The organism is Mesohalobacter halotolerans, assembly GCF_006120725.1.
GTDB classification, from domain to species: Bacteria; Bacteroidota; Bacteroidia; order Flavobacteriales; family Flavobacteriaceae; genus Psychroflexus; species Psychroflexus halotolerans.
The window spans coordinates 392,877-414,463 of sequence record NZ_SWMU01000002.1; the positions used below are offsets into that span (position 1 = coordinate 392,877).

General features: G+C 34.4%; 29 protein-coding genes. 4 read left to right on the forward strand and 25 right to left on the reverse strand.

Annotation, left to right across the window (positions count from 1 at the left end):
• Positions 1 to 5 precede the first annotated feature (5 nt).
• The 4 genes from FCN74_RS06340 to FCN74_RS12415 all read right to left on the reverse strand — a co-directional run bounded on the left by FCN74_RS06340 (position 6) and on the right by FCN74_RS12415 (position 5,173).
• The gene (locus tag FCN74_RS06340) at positions 6 to 3,920 is read right to left on the reverse strand and encodes an efflux RND transporter permease subunit (RefSeq protein WP_138931748.1); all 3,915 of its coding nucleotides are present in this window, start codon (positions 3,918 to 3,920) and stop codon (positions 6 to 8) included.
• A gap of 85 nt (positions 3,921 to 4,005) precedes the next feature.
• On the reverse strand, positions 4,006 to 4,416 hold the full coding sequence (locus FCN74_RS06345; RefSeq protein WP_138931749.1) for an HYC_CC_PP family protein: 411 nt from the start codon (positions 4,414 to 4,416) through the stop codon (positions 4,006 to 4,008).
• Positions 4,417 to 4,539: 123 nt separating this feature from the next.
• Positions 4,540 to 4,923, reverse strand: coding sequence for a helix-turn-helix domain-containing protein (locus FCN74_RS06350; RefSeq protein ID WP_138931750.1), 384 nt, complete (start codon positions 4,921 to 4,923; stop codon positions 4,540 to 4,542).
• Positions 4,924 to 4,933: 10 nt separating this feature from the next.
• Positions 4,934 to 5,173 (reverse strand): type II toxin-antitoxin system HigB family toxin, encoded by a 240-nt coding sequence (locus tag FCN74_RS12415; RefSeq protein WP_212751763.1) that lies wholly within the window; start codon positions 5,171 to 5,173, stop codon positions 4,934 to 4,936.
• Between the two features lie 235 nt (positions 5,174 to 5,408).
• Here FCN74_RS12415 and FCN74_RS06360 point away from each other — a divergent pair, with 235 nt between their 5' ends.
• Complete coding sequence (locus FCN74_RS06360) at positions 5,409 to 6,173, forward strand: lipopolysaccharide kinase InaA family protein (RefSeq protein WP_138931751.1); 765 nt, start codon at positions 5,409 to 5,411, stop codon at positions 6,171 to 6,173.
• Here the strand turns inward: FCN74_RS06360 and FCN74_RS06365 are convergent.
• From FCN74_RS06365 to FCN74_RS06430, 14 genes are all read right to left on the reverse strand, one after another.
• Entirely contained in the window at positions 6,154 to 6,933 is a 780-nt protein-coding gene (locus FCN74_RS06365; RefSeq protein WP_138931752.1) for a glycosyltransferase family 2 protein, read from the reverse strand. The two genes, FCN74_RS06360 and FCN74_RS06365, sit on opposite strands and share 20 nt — an antisense overlap.
• Before the next feature lie 142 nt (positions 6,934 to 7,075).
• A complete protein-coding gene (locus tag FCN74_RS06370) occupies positions 7,076 to 8,065 on the reverse strand; it encodes a type I phosphomannose isomerase catalytic subunit (protein ID WP_246062574.1) in 990 nt (329 codons plus the stop codon).
• The gene (locus tag FCN74_RS06375) at positions 8,043 to 8,495 is read right to left on the reverse strand and encodes a peroxiredoxin (protein ID WP_138931753.1); all 453 of its coding nucleotides are present in this window, start codon (positions 8,493 to 8,495) and stop codon (positions 8,043 to 8,045) included. The genes FCN74_RS06370 and FCN74_RS06375 overlap by 23 nt, the downstream gene beginning before the upstream one ends.
• Position 8,496: 1 nt before the next feature.
• Positions 8,497 to 8,907 carry a 6-pyruvoyl trahydropterin synthase family protein gene (locus tag FCN74_RS06380; RefSeq protein ID WP_138931754.1) on the reverse strand — a complete coding sequence of 137 codons (411 nt, stop codon included), beginning with the start codon at positions 8,905 to 8,907 and terminating at the stop codon, positions 8,497 to 8,499.
• Positions 8,904 to 9,443 (reverse strand): isopentenyl-diphosphate Delta-isomerase, encoded by a 540-nt coding sequence (gene idi, locus FCN74_RS06385; protein WP_138931755.1) that lies wholly within the window; start codon positions 9,441 to 9,443, stop codon positions 8,904 to 8,906. Before idi ends, FCN74_RS06380 begins: the two co-directional genes overlap by 4 nt.
• A 91-nt stretch (positions 9,444 to 9,534) precedes the next feature.
• Positions 9,535 to 10,176, reverse strand: a complete 642-nt coding sequence (locus FCN74_RS06390) for a DUF3575 domain-containing protein (RefSeq protein ID WP_138931756.1) — start codon at positions 10,174 to 10,176, stop codon at positions 9,535 to 9,537.
• Entirely contained in the window at positions 10,154 to 10,855 is a 702-nt protein-coding gene (locus tag FCN74_RS06395; RefSeq protein ID WP_138931757.1) for a hypothetical protein, read from the reverse strand. The genes FCN74_RS06390 and FCN74_RS06395 overlap by 23 nt, the downstream gene beginning before the upstream one ends.
• A gap of 43 nt (positions 10,856 to 10,898) precedes the next feature.
• Positions 10,899 to 11,600 (reverse strand): DUF4369 domain-containing protein, encoded by a 702-nt coding sequence (locus FCN74_RS06400; RefSeq protein ID WP_138931758.1) that lies wholly within the window; start codon positions 11,598 to 11,600, stop codon positions 10,899 to 10,901.
• Positions 11,601 to 11,602: 2 nt separating this feature from the next.
• Complete coding sequence (locus FCN74_RS06405; protein WP_394348024.1) at positions 11,603 to 12,931, reverse strand: DUF819 family protein; 1,329 nt, start codon at positions 12,929 to 12,931, stop codon at positions 11,603 to 11,605.
• A 29-nt stretch (positions 12,932 to 12,960) separates the two neighbouring features.
• Positions 12,961 to 13,770 (reverse strand): Cof-type HAD-IIB family hydrolase, encoded by an 810-nt coding sequence (locus FCN74_RS06410; RefSeq protein ID WP_246062575.1) that lies wholly within the window; start codon positions 13,768 to 13,770, stop codon positions 12,961 to 12,963.
• The gene (locus FCN74_RS06415; protein ID WP_138931760.1) at positions 13,770 to 14,717 is read right to left on the reverse strand and encodes an alpha/beta hydrolase; all 948 of its coding nucleotides are present in this window, start codon (positions 14,715 to 14,717) and stop codon (positions 13,770 to 13,772) included. Before FCN74_RS06415 ends, FCN74_RS06410 begins: the two co-directional genes overlap by 1 nt.
• 122 nt (positions 14,718 to 14,839) lie before the next feature.
• Positions 14,840 to 15,646: a TPM domain-containing protein gene (locus FCN74_RS06420; protein WP_138931761.1), complete on the reverse strand. Its 807-nt coding sequence runs from the start codon at positions 15,644 to 15,646 to the stop codon at positions 14,840 to 14,842.
• A gap of 1 nt (position 15,647) precedes the next feature.
• A complete protein-coding gene (locus tag FCN74_RS06425; protein WP_138931762.1) occupies positions 15,648 to 16,088 on the reverse strand; it encodes a TPM domain-containing protein in 441 nt (146 codons plus the stop codon).
• An 8-nt stretch (positions 16,089 to 16,096) separates the two neighbouring features.
• Positions 16,097 to 16,702, reverse strand: a complete 606-nt coding sequence (locus FCN74_RS06430) for a LemA family protein (protein WP_138931763.1) — start codon at positions 16,700 to 16,702, stop codon at positions 16,097 to 16,099.
• Positions 16,703 to 16,866: 164 nt separating this feature from the next.
• On the opposite strand from FCN74_RS06430, the gene FCN74_RS06435 reads away from it, so the two are divergent.
• Positions 16,867 to 17,640, forward strand: coding sequence for a S1/P1 nuclease (locus FCN74_RS06435; RefSeq protein WP_138931764.1), 774 nt, complete (start codon positions 16,867 to 16,869; stop codon positions 17,638 to 17,640).
• On the opposite strand, the gene FCN74_RS06440 is transcribed toward FCN74_RS06435, so the two are convergent.
• From FCN74_RS06440 to FCN74_RS06460, 5 genes are all read right to left on the reverse strand, one after another.
• A complete protein-coding gene (locus tag FCN74_RS06440) occupies positions 17,637 to 17,918 on the reverse strand; it encodes a TIGR03643 family protein (protein ID WP_138931765.1) in 282 nt (93 codons plus the stop codon). The genes FCN74_RS06435 and FCN74_RS06440 overlap by 4 nt on opposite strands.
• Before the next feature lie 37 nt (positions 17,919 to 17,955).
• Entirely contained in the window at positions 17,956 to 18,267 is a 312-nt protein-coding gene (locus FCN74_RS06445) for a DoxX family protein (protein WP_138931766.1), read from the reverse strand.
• Between the two features lie 145 nt (positions 18,268 to 18,412).
• Positions 18,413 to 19,057: a hypothetical protein gene (locus FCN74_RS06450; RefSeq protein WP_246062576.1), complete on the reverse strand. Its 645-nt coding sequence runs from the start codon at positions 19,055 to 19,057 to the stop codon at positions 18,413 to 18,415.
• Positions 19,058 to 19,456: a hypothetical protein gene (locus tag FCN74_RS06455; protein WP_138931767.1), complete on the reverse strand. Its 399-nt coding sequence runs from the start codon at positions 19,454 to 19,456 to the stop codon at positions 19,058 to 19,060. It abuts the gene before it with no gap.
• Between the two features lie 3 nt (positions 19,457 to 19,459).
• Positions 19,460 to 20,179, reverse strand: coding sequence for an ion transporter (locus FCN74_RS06460; RefSeq protein WP_138931768.1), 720 nt, complete (start codon positions 20,177 to 20,179; stop codon positions 19,460 to 19,462).
• Between the two features lie 103 nt (positions 20,180 to 20,282).
• Between FCN74_RS06460 and FCN74_RS06465 the strand changes: the two genes are divergently transcribed.
• Both FCN74_RS06465 and FCN74_RS06470 read left to right on the forward strand, forming a co-directional pair.
• On the forward strand, positions 20,283 to 20,471 hold the full coding sequence (locus tag FCN74_RS06465) for a hypothetical protein (RefSeq protein WP_138931769.1): 189 nt from the start codon (positions 20,283 to 20,285) through the stop codon (positions 20,469 to 20,471).
• 2 nt (positions 20,472 to 20,473) lie between these two features.
• A complete protein-coding gene (locus tag FCN74_RS06470) occupies positions 20,474 to 20,920 on the forward strand; it encodes a CYTH domain-containing protein (protein WP_138931770.1) in 447 nt (148 codons plus the stop codon).
• 101 nt (positions 20,921 to 21,021) lie between these two features.
• On the opposite strand, the gene FCN74_RS06475 is transcribed toward FCN74_RS06470, so the two are convergent.
• Both FCN74_RS06475 and FCN74_RS06480 read right to left on the reverse strand, forming a co-directional pair.
• Positions 21,022 to 21,198, reverse strand: coding sequence for a CAL67264 family membrane protein (locus FCN74_RS06475; RefSeq protein ID WP_246062587.1), 177 nt, complete (start codon positions 21,196 to 21,198; stop codon positions 21,022 to 21,024).
• Between the two features lie 93 nt (positions 21,199 to 21,291).
• Positions 21,292 to 21,585, reverse strand: coding sequence for a DUF721 domain-containing protein (locus tag FCN74_RS06480; RefSeq protein WP_138931772.1), 294 nt, complete (start codon positions 21,583 to 21,585; stop codon positions 21,292 to 21,294).
• Between the last annotated feature and the right edge of the window lie 2 nt (positions 21,586 to 21,587).

The following is a 21,587-nucleotide window of genomic DNA, read 5'->3' on the forward strand; positions in this document are numbered from 1 at the left end:
AATTTTTAGTTCAAGTTAATTTCAGAAGTCGATTTCAGCTTTCTGCTGTAAACGATATAAAATAAAATAGGCAATAAGAAATAGGTCAAACTGGCCATGAGCATTCCGCCAAAAGCCGGAATCGCCATTGGCACAATGATATCTGAACCTTTTCCCGTAGAGGACAAGACAGGTAAAAGCGCGATGACCGTTGTTACAGAAGTCATTACCGCCGGGCGAATTCTTTTCAATCCGCCTTCCAACACTGCTTCTCGTAGTTCGTTTTTAGTTTTGGTAGGATTGCGTTTAAACGATTGTTTAAGGTAAGTTGCCATCAAGACCGCATCGTCGGTGGCAATGCCAAACAGAGCAATAAATCCAACCCAAACCGCCACACTCAAGTTGATGGTTTTGAGTTGAAAAATATCCCGTAAATTTTCGCCAAACAAGCTAAAATTCAAAAACCAATCTTGCCCATACAACCAAATCATGATAAAACCGCCACTAAAGGCTAAAGCGATAGATGAAAATACCATCAAACTGATTTTTACAGATTTGAATTGGAAATACAAAATCAAAAATATCACCAAAAAAACTACGGGAATTATCAACGATAGGCGTTTTTCTGAGCGCACTTGATTTTCAAAATTACCCGCAAATCTGTAGCTGACACCGCTTGGCACTTTTAGGTTTCCTTTATCAATTTCAGATATAATCGCATCTCTGGCTGCTTCAACAGCAGTCACTTCAGCAACACCATCGGCGCGGTCAAACAAAACATACGAATTGAGGAAGGTTTCTTCGCGTTTGATCATTTGTGGACCGGGTTTATATTCGATTTCAACCAATTCACCGAGTGGAATTTGTGTTCCCTCTGATGTGGAAATTAACATATTCTCTATGGTTTTAGGCGAATTTCGCAATTCACGTGGATATCGAACCCGCACATCATATCGTTCTCGTCCTTCAACAGTTTGGGTCAATACTTCGCCACCAATAGCTACAGAGATATAGTTTTGAACCTCATCAATACTCAAACCATAGCGGGCTAAATTTTGACGGTTGAGATTGATGTGCAAATAAGGCTTGGCCACTAGGCGATCGGCAAAAACCGCCTGGGTTTTGATCTGTGGCACTTGTTTTAAAATGGTTGCTAATTCTTGTCCAAAATCTTCAATCGTTTGCAGATCCGGTCCGGATACTTTGATGCCCATCGGTGCGCGCATACCGGTTTGTAACATCACTTGGCGGGTTTCTATCGGTTGTAATTTTGGGGCGGAAGTTAAACCCGGGATTTTGGTGACGTTTACAATTTCATTCCAAATATCATCCGGAGATTGGATATGCGGGCGCCAATTTCTAAAATACTTACCGTCTTCATTTTTAACTAAATACAAATGGAAATCTTTGTCGATTTCATGGAATAGTTTAGATTGAATAGCATCAGAAAAAGCTTGACCCGATTTGTCTTTAAATACAAATTCAGTATTATCAAACCAAATTATAGCTTCGGTGTCATTCGAGTTCTTAACCTGATCATTTTGAATTTTTAGGCCTTGAAGTTTAAATAAACCCTTTTCACCAACTTCAAAAGCCTGCTGCTTAGCATCATCATTTAAAATGAATTCAGTTTTGTAGGTGATCAGATTTTCAAACATCGAAATCGGTGCCGGATCAATAGCCGATTCAACACGACCGAGTTTCCCAACTACCGTTTCTACTTCCGGTATTTGGCTGACCAACATGTCCATTTGCTGCAGTTTTTCCTTATTGAATTCGATACCGGAATGCGTCATACTCGTTGGCATCAAGATAAAACTACCTTCGGCGAGGCTTGGCATAAATTCTTTGCCAATACCAGGAAAAGTCCTATCCAAAGACTTCCAAAATGTTGTATTTTCTATAGAAAACCCGATTGCATTTGAGGCTTGTTTTGGATAATAAAAGACTTTAGCAAACCCAAGCCAAACCATAATTCCTATCAAAATAGCCATTAGAGGTAGGAGTAAAAATCCTTTAATATGGTTTAAAAAGAAATTCAAAATTTGAGCGTAATACTTCTGCAGCAACAGATAAAATAGCAGTAAAACACCAACTAAAATCCCTACAAATAAAGTGTTAGATGATATTGATCGCTGTGGTCCTAGTGGTAACCAAAAATGAGAAAGCAGAACTAAAACGCCAGCGATCAATACATAAAAATGGAGGTTTTTAGGTTGAAATGTTTTGTTGAAAGTTTGAAAAGACAAGAAATAACCGATAGCATAGATCAGGATAAAGACTCCCAACCAAAACGCATTAAAAATTGTCCAAATTCCAATAAAGACAAGCATTGCATTGAGATAATATGCCGTTTTGATTTTGTTGATTTTTAACTTAAAAACGAAATACATCAATGTTGGCAAGATCAAAACCGCCACTAAGAAGGCGGCGATCAGCGCAAAAGTTTTAGTATAAGCTAAGGGAATAAACAATTTACCTTCTGCTGCTTCCAGTGCAAAAACCGGAACAAAACTGACTACAGTCGTTAAAACCGCTGTCAAAATAGCTGAACTCACTTCGGCAGCACCTTCGTAGATATTCCTGACCAATGAGTTTTCAGGCGAGTTTTTCAGTTTTTTCAATACATTTTCTGAAAGAATTATCGCTAAGTCTATCATCGTTCCTATGGCGATAGCAATTCCCGATAAAGCCACGATATTGGCCTGAACATGAAATAATTTCATGGCGATAAACACCAGTAATACCGATATGGGCAACACGGCTGAAACGACCAGCGAGGCTCGCAAATTAAAAACCACAATAATGATAACCAGTAGCGCAATGATCAATTGTAAGCTGATGGCTTCTTCTAATGTGCCAATGGTTTCATTGATCAATTCTGAACGGTCGTAAAACGGCACAATTTTAAGTTGGCTTTTCGTGCCATCAGATAAGGTCTTTGTAGGTAAACCCGGCGATATTTCCTCGATCTTAGCTTTGATATTATTAATAGCTTGCATAGGATTATAACCATCGCGAGCTAGGACAACACCACCAACGACTTCAGCGCCAGCTTTGTCAAGAATACCACGACGCTGACTTGGTCCAATTTTAATTTGTGCTACATCTTTTAGATAAATTGGTACATTATCAGCTTCATCAACGGCGATGTTTTTAAAGTCTTCGAGATTTTCCAGATAGCCTAATCCACGAACGATATATTCTACCTGATTAATCTCCAAAGTTTTGGCACCGACATCGCGATTGCTTGCTTTAACTGCTTTAGCGACTTGCATCAAGGAAATATCATAAGATTTTAAGGCATTGGGATTGACGTCGATTTGGTATTCTTTGACAAAACCGCCAATGGAAGCGACTTCAGCAATCCCTTTAGCACTACTTAAACCATATTTGACATAAAAGTCCTGAACGCTTCGAATATCAGCAAGATTCCAGCCACCGGTTGGATTATTATTTTCATCTCTAGGTTCCAAAGTATACCAAAAAACCTGACCCAATGCCGTAGCATCCGGTCCTAAAGTGGGTTTAACATCATCAGGTAAAAGCCCTTGTGGAATGGCACTGAGTTTTTCCAAAATTCGTGACCGCGACCAGTAGAATTCAATATCTTCTTCAAAAATGATATAGATACTGGAAAACCCGAACATAGAATTGCTGCGCACCGATTCTACGCCTGGTAATCCTAATAAATAAGTGGTTAACGGATACGTGATCTGGTCATCGATATCTTGTGGTGAGCGGCCTGGCCATTTAGTGAAAACGATCTGTTGATTCGGACCAGTGTTCGGAATCGCATCTACCAAAACGGGATTTTGAGGCAAAAAGGAATCTGCCCATTGAAATGGAGACACTATTAATCCACCGATGACGATTGCCGCTAAAAGTATCAACGACACCAATCGCTGATTGAGAAAAAACTTTATAATTTGATTTAACATGAAAACTTGAGTTTAAAACATAAATACTAGTGTTTGGCTCTGTTTGATGAGAATCAAAAAGAGCAAAAAGAATCATGTTTTAAAATCAAATTAAGTAAACCTGATATAAAGCTTGAAAATCAGCTTGATATAACGGTGGCGGGTATTCGTAGCGAAAAGGTGTTTTATGGGTTTGAAGTGTAGGTTTTATAAAAAACGTATACACTAAAGCTTGAATAAAAATGGGTTGTGGCAGCTCAAAATCTGTAGATTGAAGCTTCAATTGGTCTTGCCCTTTAATAATTTCAACTTCGTCATCACAACAACTCTTGTGATTACTTTCGTTCTCGTGTTGTGAGGACACATCGTGCATTGCACATTTTTGAGCCGGTTTCATAATCGTTTTATCAACCAAAATATTACCGCAGTAGTGAGTGCTAACTGTCATTGACATTGTAGAAGCTAAAACTACAATAGCCATCAAAACACTTAATATTTGATTGAAAAAAGATTTCATAAGATTACAAAAGTATGATTTTTTTAATAAATCTATAAATTAGTATTTAATAGGGTTTTGATAATTGGCAAAAAATATTGTCTGTATGTCTTCTTTTTTTAATCTAGGATAATTATACAAGATTTAGTTATTTTTCAGTTTATAAGGTCTATTGAAAACTACCTGAGATATTTTAAAATAATCTGCTAATTTTCTGATGCTTTCTTTGGATAAGCCTTTTTGGTAATTTAAAATTTTAGAAATAGTTCCCTTAGATAAATTTAATATTGAAATTAAATCCTTAGCACGGAGATTGTTTTCAGACATCAGTGCCTTCAAAGATTGTATAGGGTCTAAATCTTCACGAGAAAATTGTGTTTGATCCCATTTCTCAATGAGAAGATTTAGCAATTCTATCTCATCTTCTTGATTAGACTCGCTAACAACTAATTCTTCTAGAATGTCACAGTATTCATTATACTGTTCTTGATTGTGTATAACTGTATATTTTAAGACTTCAGTATTCATATTTTATTTTTTAAAAATCATTAACTTGAAATTGCTTTCCTTCTTTGCATAATTTAGAATATTCAGCATGCGTTCCTATCCATTTGATAAACAAATGAACCGTTGACTTACCAAAGTGGTATTTACATATAAGCCTGAAATTGTTACCGCCAATATTAAATACAACTCTTTCTGAAGATTTGCCTAATATATCCGCTGAATTGAACGTTGATACAATATCTGAAGGAACATCCCAATCAGCATATTTTATAAGAGATAACCAAACTTAAAAAGATGATTTACTTCTAGCATTATCAGATATATAGCCTACTATTGTTTGTTTTTTTATTAAATGGACTTTCATACCAAAATTCAAACATAATAAGTTTCACTAAATGAAACCAGTTGTGTTTATAAAACTTTTAAACTTTAAATCTACAATTAAATAACATTTACTAATCTTTATAAAATATATTCTTAATTTTGCATTCAGACTTATTTTATACATGATTATAAAAATTCATCCGGATTTTAAGTCTTATCAGACTGAGATTATAAATTGCATTTCAAATTTTGATAAACAAGGGCAATTAATATATGGCGGTAGTCGTAATAGTATAAAAATCTTTGATATCGGAGATTTGGTTTTAAATATCAAAGCTTTTCAGAGGCCAAACTTTATTAAAAAAATCATTTACACCTACTTTAGAGCGTCTAAAGCCAAACGTTCTTATAATTTTGCTCAATATTTAATTGATAACAATATTGGCACACCAAAACCCATAGCCTACGTAGAATATAAAGACATCTTAGGTCTCACAAATAGTTATTACGTTTGTGAACATCTTGAATATGACTTGATGTTTAGAGAATTAGTAACCGATTCTAACTGGCCTAAACATGAAGAAATATTAAGACAGTTCACCCAATTTTGTTACAAGTTGCACGAAAACGGTATCGAGTTTAAAGATCACTCACCTGGAAATACATTAATAAAAAAAGAAAGTGATAAGCATTATAAATTTTATCTTGTTGATTTAAACCGGATGACATTTCACGATAATATGAGTCTTGAACAACGTATGTTCAACCTAAGAAGATTGACACCAAAACTCGATATGGTGAGCATCATAGCTGATGAATATGCAAAATTGAATGGAGAAAATTCAGATAAGTTGTTTAAAATGCTATGGGAAGCCACATCAGGGTTTCAAAGAAAATTTCACCGTAAAAAACGATTTAAAAACAAGTTTAAATCGGTTCCTTCTTAGATTGGTAAAGTTTTTTTAAAAAAGGATAGCGATAATAAACGCTTAAAGCATTTAAATAACATATAATAAAACCGCGTTTGCCATCTAAAATACCAAGGCGAATTAAAAATGTATATAAAAACTTATAAGCCGGTTTGATGTAATAGTGAAAGAAGTTGGGCTTTACATCTTTCATATAAAGCTCCTTAGCTTTGAGATTAGCATAGTTAATCATTTTCTGTTTATAACTGTCGTAATCAATATAAGAATAATGAATCAACTTGTGCTTCATGGTTCGCGTTCGACCTTTGACCCTTAAGATTTCGTGAACTAATCGCTCTTTGGAGTATCGAGCTGCATCTTTTTTAAATAAACGGATATTTTTGTCGGTCTGCCAACCGCTAAAGTGCAACGGCTTATCTTTAAACATAAATTTTCTGAAGAAGTAATAAGCCTCTGCGGTGTCTTCGTTTTTGACGGTTTCGAGAATTTCTTTTCTTAATTCCGAAGTTAAACGTTCATCGGCATCTAGAAACAAAATCCAATTGTGGTTAGCATAATCTAAAGCCAAATTGCGTTGATCGGTAAAGTTTTCAAACTTATTTTGATAGACTTTGACATGTTTGTAAGATTGGGCAATATCGACCGTTTTATCGGTTGAGAAAGAATCTAAAACAATAATCTCATCGACAAAATCTATATTTTCAATGACTTCACTAATATTTTTCTCTTCATTGAGTGTAATGATTAGGCCAGTAATTTTAGGTTTGGGTTGGGTCATAGTTATGGCTTAAACCGGATCAAAAATACAATAGCTATTGAATTATCCTACCTTTAAAGCTAAAATATTTTATTTATAAAGTCTATTCAAAAGTATATTTGAGTTGAGTCAAAATTATTTCTATCTGATCATTTAATCAGCATTATATATGGACAACCAAAAAATCAGATGAATTGGCCTTGAGTTTTAACCTTGAGATTGTTGCCGGAATAAGATAAGTTTCTTGTTGAGCTATGGAAAAGACTCTATTTTCAAAAACGATTTCTGCATCGACTCCAACATTAATAAGAATACAAAAACTCTCTGGAGAATATAAGTCTAAATCAAATTCACCATTCACATGAAGATAATCTGTTTTGAAGTGTGGGTTGTAAACGACTTTATTTAAACTATTCGTTGTTTTATTGTAATTTACACTTGGGTCTTTTGAAGTAAAGTCTATGGCGTCTAAGGCTTCTTGCTGGTGTAGTGTTCGAAATTTCCCCTGTTCGTCTACCCTATTCCAATCATAAATTCTATAAGTAATATCTGAAGTTTGCTGAATTTCTGCCAATAAAACGCCTGAACCAATGGCGTGAATTAAACCGGGAGCAATAAAAAACACATCACCGGATGTAACATTAATGTGATTTAAAACATCTTTTATCGACTTATTTTTAACCGCTTTGAGATAATCATTTTTGTTCATAGGTCTATCAAAATCAGCGATGATAAAACCGTCTTTTTCAGCATTCATAACATACCACATTTCGGTTTTACCCATGCAATTGTGCTTGGTTTTGGCAATCTTATCATCAGGGTGAAGTTGAACCGATAGATTCTCTTTGGCATCAATAAATTTAATCAACAAAGGAAATTCATTTCCAAATCGCTTGTATACGGATTGACCGACCAATTCTTCTTTGTAATTTGCTAAAACAGTGTTTAAACTTTGACCTTCTAAAGCTCCACCATCTACCACAGAAACACTGCCTTCAACACCACTAATTTCCCAGGATTCTCCAATTTTAGTATCTTCTGAGACTGACTTATCTTTATAATTTAAATGCTGACCACCCCAGATTTTTTTTTTGAGAATGGGTTTAAATTTTAGAGGGTAAAGCTCAGGTTTATGTATTAATTTTTTTGACAACTTTTAAAGCTTTTCTGATATGCGGTTTGGCATCCATACTGTTAAAACGGTGAATTAAAACCCCATCGTCGTCAAAAATAAAGGTTTCTCGACCTGGTAGCAAGCCCAACAAGCTTTTTTTTACGCCAAACTGTTTTCTGAGTTTACCGTCCTTATCTGATAATAAAGTAAAAGGTAAATTGTGTTTTTTTGCAAAGCGCTGGTGCGAACTTTCACTGTCTCCGCTTACGCCAATAACTTCAGCACCGAGATCTTGAAAATCCTGATAACTATCTCTAAAACTACAGGCTTCTTTGGTGCAACCCGGCGTAAAGTTTTTTGGGTAAAAATATATGACTAAAGGTGTTTTACCAAGGTGTTTTGAAATATCAAATTCTTCTTCGTTTTGATCTTTAGCTGTAAAAGGTTTTAGTTTGTCGTTAACTTTCATATTATTGACCGTTGTAGGTTACAAAATTTCTTGGTGTTTCGTATAAAGTTACACTCAATTCAAGATTATTGTCTAAATGTTTTCTCAACTTATCCCATATTACCACTACAATATTTTCAGCTGTAGGATTTAAAGTTTTAAAAACTTCAACTTGTTCATTGAGATTTTTGTGGTCAAATTCGTCTTCCACTTCAGTTTTGATTAAATCTTTGAGCACCTTTATATCTATAACGTAACCAGTTTCTGGATCGATTTCTCCGGTTACTGCAACCACCAATTCATAATTATGACCGTGATAATACGGGTTGCTGCATTTTCCAAATACAGCTTCGTTTTTTTCATCTGTCCAATCTTTTCGATATAAACGATGGGCGGCGTTGAAGTGTGCTTTTCTGTGGACAGTGACTTTCATATAACTTTTTTTGTATTTATGGCAGAAAGATATTTCTCAAATATAATTTTAAACCAGGCTGTATATTGTTCAGGATATTTGGCCATATTTGCTTTAATTTGGTTTAATGTTCGCCATTTAAAATCTGCAACTTCGTCAGGATTAGGTTTAGGGTCATGGTTATAATATCCAATTAAAATATGATCAAACTCGTGTTCAGTTAAACCATTGGCAAAAGGCGCCTTGTAAATAAAAGACATCACTTCTCTTAAAGGCACTGAAAACCCCATTTCTTCTTGTAATCGACGCTTACCAGCCTCGACATGAGACTCACCTTCTTTTTGATGACTACAGCAGGTGTTGGTCCACAGGCCTGGCGTATGATATTTTGTCAAAGCCCGTTGCTGCAATAGCAATTCATCTTTATCATTAAAGACAAATACCGAAAATGCACGGTGAAGAAGACCTTTTTCGTGAGCTTCTATTTTTTCCATTTTACCAATGGGATTGTCGTTTTCATCGACCAGAATCACATATTTGTCTTCAGCTTTATCCATAAAATATATATTGACTGTAAATAAAATAAAACTCCTTCAACTTGCCTATGAAAAATAGAGATTTAGTATTACTTTAATAAAGTTGAAAGACTTAGTAGCCAAACCGTATGCCTACCAAAATGTTTAAAAAATGCGCTTCATCAAAAAAATCTTGACGGATTGGTGCAGTATCAATCTGCATAAAATCTATACGGTATTCTGGCTTGATAAAAACTTTTAAGTTTTTGGAAATTTCATAACTCGCAGCAGTAGAAAAGAGCAGTGTTGTGGCGTCATCTTCAAAATCTATTTTTTCGTCAAAAGTGGTTGATGTTTTTTTATTGTTATAAACCGTGGCTCCTATTCCTAATGAAGTTTCTAAATTAAATTGTTCATCTAAAATAAATCGATAGCCACCAACAGCTAGATATGAATTGACATTACTGTGTTCAAAAACCCCAACAAGTGTTACATCAGCAACATCAGCTCTTAAATGTTGAAATTTTAATCCAAAAAAAAAGTGATTGTTAAAATAGCCTTTAAAACTAAAATCTAAACCGTACTTAAAGTCCATGCCATCTGCTGCAAAATTATTACCAATAGCTATTGGCACTACACCAGAAAATTCAATATTGAGGTGAGTTTTGGATTGTTTTATTTTATTATCTATAGTATCTGAAGTTTGCGCTAGTAATGAACAAGCACAAAAAGAAATTGTAAAAATAAGTGTTTTAGTAAGTAAACTCAAAGACATTGCTAGGGTTGTTTAAAGGTATTTCTATAACTTGATTGGGCGCATTGTTAATACTGTAAATAAAAAAAACTGTGGAGTTGCGTAGGCTTTCAATTGTTCGCGATTCTTCTGGATTCTCTGGACTATTTTGACCTGAAATACTGAAAAACGTATCGCAAAATTCAATGTTTTCTAATTGATTTAAATCAGAAATAGAAATAAAACATTGAGCCGTTTTTCGCTCAATTGTCCATTCTAAAAAAACAGGTTCAGTAGAAGTCTTTAGAATGTTGAGCTCTAAAATAGCTTTTCTTGGAATTTCAAAGTCATTCAATTCAATTTGATTGACATTATCAAAAACACCATTATTAAATGCCAAAGCAACATCTGCAAATTCATCAGTTACAGCGTCAGATTCTTCTGGAAGAATTTGTAAGCCTGCGTTTGAAGATAACGGCACTAAAGATGTAAATTCAAAAAAACCATTAGCATTGGTTTGTCCTTGACCAATTTTGTTTTGAGCACTTGCAAAGCTAAGGTCAGCATTAAGTGTTGAGACTAATCTTGCATTTTGAATAGGTTGATTATTTTCGTCTATCAAATTTCCTGTAAAAATCAGCCTTCGATTGTTAGCAATATCTTCGCAAGACAAACAAAACAATAGGCACAGCAAACAAAAAAAATTAAAATATGTTTTCAAAAGATAAAATTTTTTAGACACACTTATACATTGATAAGGTGCTTTAGTTTGAATGGCGTTGCGTTACCAAATTGTTAAGTTCTTGCCCGTAATAAGATTTTTGAATAGACTTATCAAAAGATTGATAAACAGAATCTAAGTATTTTGTATTAATATATTGGGCTTGATTTAAAATAACATAGGGGGAAACTTCTAAATCAGGATGATTCATCGCAAAATTAATGGCATACAAATACCGCCTAGTTGACATTTTGTTATAAGCTTGATTAATACTATCAAGACGATTCTGATTATTAGCTTTTCTAGCTTCGAGTTCGGCTTTAATTAATTCTAGCTTTTGGTCTCCAAAACGCTTAATGTTTTGACTGTATTCTTGAAATTGTTGTTGGTTTTTATAGTCCGCTTTGATTTTGGCATACATAAATGCATCCAATTCTGCATTGACATTTAAATGACCTTTATCGGCAAAAAAAGCAATGAAATTATCAGCTCGCTCTAAGGTATCTTTTTCTAGTTGCAAATACATCACTTCAGGGTGATTGAGCTGCACATCAAACTGAAATTGATTGGTATTATATAGCTCTAAAGAGTCTATATTAATGATAGCAGAATCTTTGACTTTTTGAAGGTATAGTTTCCCTTTTTTTAATCCTGAGATTTCACCTGTTATGGTTAAATCAGGGTTTTTTGTCTCACAACTCAAGGTTGAGATAAAAACAACTAAGCATAATAATTTAATTTTCATATTTAAAATTTAGATGCCATTTCCATTAAAATTGTGCAAGCTATCGCCGCATAAGTCCCTACAGCATACCCAAATACTGCTAAAAGCACACCAACACTTGTTAAAGACGGATGAAATGCCGAGGCGACCACAGGTGCTGACGCCGCACCGCCAACATTTGCTTGACTACCAACCGCTAAAAAGAAATAAGGCGCTTTAATAAGCTTTGCCACTAAAATTAATAGTCCAGCATGAATACTCATCCAAATCAGGCCAATACCAATTAAGCCCGGATTTTCGGTAACGGTGGTTAAATCCATTTTCATCCCAATAGTAGCGACTAAAATATAGATAAATACAGAACCTATCTTGCTAGCGCCAACGCCTTCAAAACGTTTGAGTTTAGTGAATGATAACGCAATACCAAATGCCGTAGCAATAGTTATCATCCAGAAAAATTGACCGGCAAAGGAACTCAAGGCTGAAGATTTATCACTAAACACTTCAAAATTTGAAATTAGGAAAGTTGAAATTTCTTTAGAAAACCAGTGTCCGAGTGCTACACCGGTAAACCCAATCGCTAAAATTATCATCATGTCAGAAAGTGTTGATTTACGTGACACACTTTTTTCATAGGCAGAGACTTTCTCTTTTAAATCGTCTATGGCAGAATTATCAGCTTTTAGCCATCTATCAATATTTTTACGTTGACCTATGCCTAATAAAATTAATGCCATCCAAAGATTGGCGACGACAATATCTACCAAAACCATAGCGCCGTATTTTCTAGGGTTATATTCAAAGATTTCTAGCATAGCAGCTTGGTTGGCTCCACCACCAATCCAACTCCCTGCTAGGGTAGATAACCCACGCCAGATGGCATCAAAACCTGTTCCTCCTAATGTTTCTGGTGAAATATAGGAGATGATTAGTATTGCTAATGGACCACCTATTACAATACCCAAAGTTCCAACAAAAAACATCAGTAAAGCTTTCCAACCGAGGTTGGCAATTGCCTTTAAATCTATACTTAAAGTTAATAAGACTAAAGATGCTGGTAATAAGTATCTTGAAGCAAAAAAATACAATTGTGATTTTTCTTTAGTCACTTGCCCGGTTGTATCTACAACATCCCATTCAGACGAAATTAAACCCAAAGAATTTAGGACGGCTGGAATGAGGTAACACAACAACAACGCAGGCACATATTTGTAAAAACGAGACCAAAATTTATGTTTTAAATTTGAGGTATAGAAGATTATGCCCAAAACCAATAATAGAAGTCCTAATACTACAGCGTCATTAGTAAAAAAGGGTTCAGGTCTCAGGTTCTCCATAATAAATTTTGGCATAAAAATAGAGATTACAAAAGAACCTAAGGCTATAAATTAAATAATTTTTGAAGGTGGTTTGCAACACCGTTTTCTATATTGCTTTGCGTAAAATCGTCAGCGACAGCTTTGACTTCATCTTTGGCGTTGTCGACAGCTACGCCGAGACCAACTTTGTCTATCATCTCGACATCATTATAATTATCGCCATAAGCCAAAATATTGTCCAATTTGATGTCTTTATATATTTTTTGCAATAGAACTTGTAGCCCAGACAATTTAGAGATTTGCATAGGCGCCATCTCTATATAGGTTGGTTTTGAACGGTAAAGATGTAATTTATCATTATGTTGTTGAGATAAGCGTTGATAAAATTGTTCAACTTTAGGCTCATCGCCCATACACATAATTTTATGTGGCTCTTTATTATACATTTTCCAGTCTTCTAAAACAGCTTCGTTTGATTTAAACTCAGGTTCTACTTTTGTATTAGCCACTTCTCTCCTGCTCCAGTGATCTTCTTGTGGTGCAAACCATTCATCGTTATGATATAAACTGAGATGCAAATTCAAATCATGGTTAGCTTTTAAAACTTCACTGAAGGTTTGAAAATCTATACCTGTGTGTGATAAAATTTTGTTTTGATGTAAAACCAGACCGCCATTGTAAGCCACAATAGGATAATCTTTGATTCCTAAATCACTTTGAATATGCCGCATTGCTTTCGGCATACGAGCTGAGATTAAAACAATTTTGTAGTCTTGTTTTAAAGCGCGAATACACTTAATAGTGTTCTGAGAAACGCTTTTATTTTTATCCAGAAGCGTTCCATCAATATCTATAGCAATAAGTTTATACATTATTTAAAATTTTGAAGAAATATCTCAATTTCAGACTTTAAATCTTGATGCAGTGGCAAATTAGGATTATTGTAAGCTTTTTGATTTTCAAGCCCTATGCTTTTGACTTCTTTTAATACGTGGTTCATATTGTCTATGATTGCATAATCAGCATTTGGAAAACTTTCTGAAAGAATTTTAGCTTCTTCGCCTGGTACTTGAATATCGGTTGTGCCTCCAACCACTAAAGTAGATTCAGTAATTTTTTTTGCAATTGCTTTAGGATTATACTGCATCCAAGATTGTAAAAAGGCCTGTGTGTCTTCTCTCAATACGGTTTTTAATAAAGGGTTGTATGCTTTGACATATCCAACTTTTTTTATCGAATCAAAAGCTTCTTTTAAATCTTTATATAAGAAAGGTGCTTGTTTGCTGATTTGACTTACCATCACTTCATCGATGGGTTTTGCTGTGCCACACAGTAAAATTAAACCATTAACGGCAGTTTTGAGACTGGCCAATTGGGCAACTAAAGCCCCTTGACTATGACCTATTAGAATAAACTTGTCAAAACCATATTTTGCACCCTCAAAAAGTTTAAAGTAATTCACGACGTCTGCTGCATCGTCTACAAAATCTTCAAAGCGGATTTGAGATTGGATATATTTTTGATTTCTCGATAATTTAATGATGCGTTTATCGTATCTAAAACTGGCAACTCCTTGATCTGCCAAAAAATAAGCCAGTTGTTTAAGGCTGTTGTTTTTCATCGCAATTTGATTACCATCGCGATCGGTTGATCCTGACCCAGCAATGATGATGGCTAAAGTTTTAGATTTTTTTTCTTCAGGTTGTAGCAATGTCCCATCAATAAAATCATTGATTTCAAGATTTTCTATAATATGATTTTGAGCATAATTGCTAATTATCATACAAACCGAAAACACCGTAAAAAATATTTTTTTCATGTATCTGAAATTATATGATTTTAATGAGATGAATATGTTGAATTATTTATTTACAGTCTTGAATTTGAAAAGATTTTAACTTAAGTAAAGTTTTATGCTTTTCTGCTTTCAGCTTTACAGCTTTACCAACCTCCAACAGCACCACCGCCACCAAAGCTACCGCCACCAAAGCCACCGCTAAATCCGCCGCCACCACCAAAACTTCCACCTGATGAACTGCCGCCAAAACCACCGCTGTGATGACTTCCGCCAAGGCTACTTAAAATTAAAATATCAAATAAATCTGGTCTGCCCCGGCGCATACCGCCACTGCCATTACCACCACCACGACGCCTTTTCACCACTAAAATGATAAAAAATATAATCACTAAAATAGGTATGACATAGCCTAAAATATTATTTTTCTTATCCGATTTTTGATTTAAAGCTTCAGCATCAAATTGACCAGCAAGCAATTGAAATATGGCGCTGGTTGCTTTATCCAAGCCTTCATAAAAATTGCCTTTTTTAAATGCAGGTTGAATAATCTGGTCGATGATAGTTTTGCTGTTATAATCGGTCAGATATTCTTCGAGACCGTAACCATTTTGAATAGTGATTTTTCTATCATCCTGGCTTACCATAATAATGGCCCCATTGTCTTTATTGTCTTGACCAATACCCCATTCTTCTGCCCATTCAGTGGCGAATGTAGCAATATATTCGCCTTCAAGAGATTTTAAAGTCACTATAACAATTTGCGTTGAGGTGGTGTCTGCGTAAGTTTCTAACTTTTGTCTTAAGGCACTTTCCTCTTCATTTGAAAGCATATCTGCACTATCATAAACCGCTTTTTGCTTGTCAGGTTGGGGCGGAATGTCTTTTTGTGCAAAGCTTATTAAACTCAAGCATAGCAATAAGCCCGTCAATACTGTTTTGTTCAATGTCATATTATCCTTTTGAAATATCATCTTTAAGTTCATTTGTATCATCACTTTGGTAAGGAAAGTATTCTTTCAACTTTTGTCCAACTTCAGTTATGCCTTTAATTAAGCCTTCTTTGTATTGGTTTTTTTTGAAATGCGAGGTGATGATCTCGACAGTAGATTCCCAAAAGCCTTGACCTACTTTTTCATTGATGCCTTTATCACCACATAACACGAGTTTATGGTCTTCAAGCGCAACATAGAGTAAAATACCGTTGGCTAACTCGGTTTTATGCATATTGAGTTCCTCAAAGACTGCTAAAGCTCTATCGTAGGGATCTTCAAGTGGACACTTCATCTCGATATGTAAACGAATTTCGCCCGAAGTTTGTTTTTCGCCCGCTTTTATAGCATCAACAATTTCAGTTTCGTCATTTTTTGAAATATAATCTGTGAGTTTTGACATAAGTTTATTTAAAATTCAAATTCTACATCAGGGGTATTTTCAGCTCCGGCATCGGCTTCATATCGTGTTAAAGGCTGAAATCCAAACATACCTGCAAAAAGATTATTGGGAAATTTACGAATTAAAATATTAAAATCACCTACGGCTTCATTATAGCGATTTCTAGCCACGTTAATACGATTTTCTGTGCCTTCCAGTTGTGCTTGTAGGTTGAGAAAATTTTGATTGGCTTTGATATCGGGGTAACGCTCTACACTGACCAATAATCTTGATAAAGCTGAGCTTACACCACCTTGTGCTTGGCCAAAAGCTTTAATACTTTCTGGGTTAAGGTTTGATGCATCCACATTGACAGATGTTGCTTTGGACCGCGCTTCAATGACTTCAGTCAAGGTTTTGCGTTCAAAATCGGCTGCACCTTGCACAGTTTTTACCAGGTTACCGATTAAATCGTTTCGCCTTTGATAGGAGCTTTCAACATTACTCCAAGCGGTTTGGGCATTTTCTTCTAGGGTTACGGCTTTATTATTAAAACCAGCTGTCATATTGTATAAAATAATCCCTAGAATTACAATGATTCCTACTGGAATGATCCATTTTAAATGTTTTCTCATTTTTAATTGATTTAGTGATTTACAAATTTAAGTTTAATTCATCGATTAATAAGTCTTTGAGCACATGAATATGTTACATGTCCCATTTATGTTTGATAACATTTTATTCATATTGTTTGGCTTCTCACTTTATCTAAAAGGCTATTTTTGCAAAAAAATAAAAGATGAAATCATTATTGACTGCATTGTGTTTTTTTGTGATTGTTCAAGGGTTTTGTAGCGATAACTGGGGCAAAACGGGACATCGTGCTGTAGCAGAAATAGCAAACCATTATTTGAGCGACAAGGCCAAAGCTAACATCAGGTTACTTTTGCACGGACAAAGTCTTGCCGTAGCCTCAACTTATGCTGATGAAATTAAATCTGACGAAGAATTTGATGAGTTTAAAGCTTGGCATTATGCCAATGTGCCATTCGATAAGACTTATCTCGAAGCTAAAAAAAATACAGATGGTGATATTGTGGTTGGCATTCAGTATTGTATCAATGTATTGAAAGATCCCGCAAGTGGTGAAGAAGACAAAGCCTTTTATCTCAAAATTTTGATTCATTTGGTGGGTGACATGCATCAACCCTTGCATTTTGGGCTAAAAGAAGACCGCGGTGCTAATGATTTTAATGTCGGTTGGTTTGGAGAAAATTCTAATTTTCATCGGGTTTGGGACTCAGAAATGATAGATTCCTATGGGATGAGTTATACTGAAATGGCTAAAAATAAAACGGTTTTATCTCCTGATGAAATTCAAAGTTACGCTAAAGGCGAATTAATTGATTGGGTTGAAGACACTCGACAGCTTACCAAAAAAGTCTATGAATCTGCCGAGCAACGCGAAAATCTAGGTTATCGCTATATGTATGATTGGTATGACACTTTAAACCTGCAATTGCATAAAGCCGGCATTCGATTAGCAAAGGTATTGAATGGTATATTTGGTTAGCGTTTTGAAATTTTATTACCGCTGATGTTTTTTTGCCGAGTTGACTTGAATCGTCCCTTTTTATTGTTACGTAACTTTTGATGCTTGGTTGATCGTCCTTGAACGCGTTTTCGCCACATCCTAAAACTGGAAGGTTTCATTTGACGCCGCATGATATTGATGACTTCTTCTTCTTTTAATCCAAATTGAAACTCAATGGCTTCAAAAGTGGTTCGGTCTTCCCAAGCCATTTCGATGATACGGTCTAATTCGCGTTCAGTAAATTTTTTGTCTTCCATTTTATAAGTAATATAAGGCCCACCAAATGAGTAAAAACTATAGTTGAATTCTCAAAATAAGGATGATTTTTGGAATTCCAAGGGCTTCTCGCTTACCTTTTAACATATTGATGTGAACTGTAAAGAAGATTATGAGCATCAAAACAATGCCGTAAATGGCAAAATCTTTCAATGTTTCAAAAAATAAGGCAGCCCCTAAAACAATCTCTGCCACACCGGTTAGATAGACTAATGTGGCTTTATGTTTAAAATAATCAGGCATGACTTTGATGTAAGCTTTAGGTTTGATAAAGTGCATCAATCCAGCAAAGATGTACATTATCGCCATTAAAATAAAGTGCCAAGTCATAAGGTTAAGATTCTAGATTTTGCGTTGCCCCTTTTTGCAAATAAAACTATAATAAGAGGTGAATCATAATAGTTGTTATCAAAACTATAATGTTCATTTCGACTCCGCTCAATGAACGCGACTCCGTTTATTAAATTTATATCCCTTAAGCGGTTTTATTACCTGGTTTTCCCATTAATACTTTCATCATATATCCAAAAGCTAGTCCGCCTATAGTCCAAACAGGAATGCCAATAAAAACTTTAACCCACCTGAAGTCTCCTTCAATAAAATATGGATACAATATACTCATAATGACAAACATCACACTACCCCAACCTAAACCGATTCTTATCCAGCCCCAACCATCATAGGGATTGGGTTTGCTGGTTAGATCTAAGTTTTTGTAACGTTCGGGCTGTTTGGCTAACCATTTTTGTTTCCATTTGTTTTTAAAACTAAACCAAATGGGATAAGATAAAGCTAAAATCACTAAACTGGTATAATTGAAAATACAGGGAATAATCTCTCCACAATTTGGACAATACAAGCCAAACCAATTTTTAAAAGCGGTGCCATTTTGAGCTGACCAAGTTTTAGCATCATGAAAGGTTTTACAATGCGGGCAAGGTATCAAGCTTCTTTCTATGAGTGGTTTAGAAGAGGTTTTATCGACTAGGCTTAGTTTAGGCAAGCGTTGCCCTAAAATCAATTCGTTGATAAATAATCCTGGATTGATTTTCCAATGCAAAATCATCCAGTGTTTGGAATTATAGGCTTTATATTTATTTTTATCGTATTGAAGCATCATTTATTTATTGTGTAGTCTTTTTTTCATTTCTTTTTCCAGAATTAAGACATCTTTTTCGCTTAAAAAATTTTTATCGATATTAATGCTTTTATTTTTATATAATAGCTTTATCGCGTGATTATAATACCGCAAACCTTTAAAATCGTTCCAGGCTATATGCCTTGACCATAAACGATTAATATAAATCCCTTTGTCATTTAGAAAAACATAGCCTCTCGATTTCCATAGGTATACATAAATTAAAGAGATAAAGCCAAAAAATATCAATACAGTTAAAAAATTACTCTCCTCAATTAAGAATATATATAAAACACCAAGAATCACATACATGATACCTAAAATAAGTATGCTTTTTAAATATTTAGTTTTGTAGTTGAACTTTAAATCTTGTGACATCATACTTTAATTCTTTAAATTTTCTTCTTCCATTTTTCGCGCTTTAGACAAAGCACTTGCTATTAAACCAGCTGGAATAGTAATGATACCAACACCCAACAACAATATAAATAACGTAAATATTTTACCTCCTGCTGTTATTGGATATACATCGCCATAACCGACTGTAGTTAAAGTCACAGCCGCCCACCAACCGCTATCGACAACCGAAGAAAAATATTCAGGTTGGGCTTTGTGTTCAAAATAATAAATCCCAGCAGAGGCAATAAACAAAAAAATACTCGTCAACATTAAAAACAAGACCAATTCTTCTTTAATTAAATTAAAAGCAATATGAAATCTTCGCAAGGCTTTGTTATAACGTACAAGTTTAAAAATTCTAAATATCCTGAATATTCTAAATACGCGAAGCGCTCTTAAATCTAAAAAAGTTTTGATGTAAAATGGTAAAATTGCCATCAAGTCTATAATACCATAAAAGCTAAAAATATATTTAAGCGGTTTATCAGCGACATAAATTCTCAAGATATACTCGATACTAAATATAACTACACAGAACACTTCAAAATGCCACAACAAATTTTGAGTTTGGGGCGAATTATCCGGAAAAGTTTCAACAGTAAATGCTATTAAAGAGCTCAAAATTAAAAATTGAATAAAAAAATCAAAATAAAGACCTGCTTTAGTGTCCGAACTTTCGATAATTGTTCTTAGTTTTTCTTTCAATTTTATAGGGTTTACTAAGGTTGAGTCAAATATAATTAATTTTATAAAGTGTTTATATTTTTCAAGACTTGAAAAGCTTATTTTTGTAATTTATTTGATAATTATGTTTACAACCGGACAATGGATATTTGCAGCGTTTTTTGTGGTGGCTTTTATAGTTTTAATGCTTCTTAGTTACAAAAAAGATAAGGTTTTACACCAAAAATATTACAAAGGCAGCTTTTATATTTTGCTCGGGTTTTTAGCCTTTGTGCTCATTTTGTTTTTGATGAAAACTTTTCTAAAATCTTAAGGATGCAAACTGAAATTGAACGTAAATTTTTGGTGAAATCTGATGGTTTTAAAAAAGATGCACATCAATTTTATGATATTAAACAAGGCTTTTTAAACCGTGACCCTCAACGCACGGTAAGAATTAGAATAAAAAACCAGAAAGGTTTTATCACTGTAAAGGGTTTATCTTCTAAAGATGGTTTATCGCGTTTAGAATGGGAAAAAGAAATCGACTTAAAGGACGCTCAAGAATTACTTGATCTTTGTGAAATGCCTATAATCTACAAGACTCGTCATGAAGTTACAGTGGGAAAACACACCTTTGAAATCGATGAATTTAAAGGTAAACATCAAGGCCTTATTATCGCTGAGATAGAATTGCAACATCAAAAGGAAAATTTCATAAAACCTGATTGGTTAGGCGAAGAAGTCACAGGAAATAAAGCGTATTATAATTCACAGCTATAAAAATAGTTTTCATCATTCAAAACTCATCATTCAAAACTCATCATTCAAAACTCATCATTCAAAACTCATCATTCAAAACTCATCATTCAAAAATCATTATTTCAAACCCTTCCTTTTAAAGCATCAAACACCCAAGCAATAGCAAAAAATCCAACGCCAACCGCAGCAAACCCCCATCCAGCAACATCTTCATATTTAAAAGCCCCTAAAGCAATGAGACCTAAGCCAACAATAATCATGATTAATGTCGCCCAACTCAAAACCGTATTTTTATTCATCATTCCCATGTATAATGTATATTTAATGTCAAATTAAAGTTAAGCAAATGTAAGGATTAAATTTATAATCTTCAGTTTAAAGAGAATGCCTGACTAACTTAAAACAATTTTTTTGATCAAGTCTTGATTAAGGCTATCATTTAAATTTTTGATAATCTGTGATTTACCATAACTTAATTCTTCTCGTAAAACCGCTGAAGATAACCTCACAAATAAAGTGCCTTTGTCTAAATGTATTTTTGTTGTATACTTTTCTATGGCTGGACCCATCTGCTCTTTCCATGCCCGTTGGACTTCAATTTGATTTAAGCCTTTATTTAAACCTTTTTTGTCTGTGAAAATTTTCAAGAGTTCGCTCAGCTTCTTGGTGTTGTATTCGTTGTCCATAA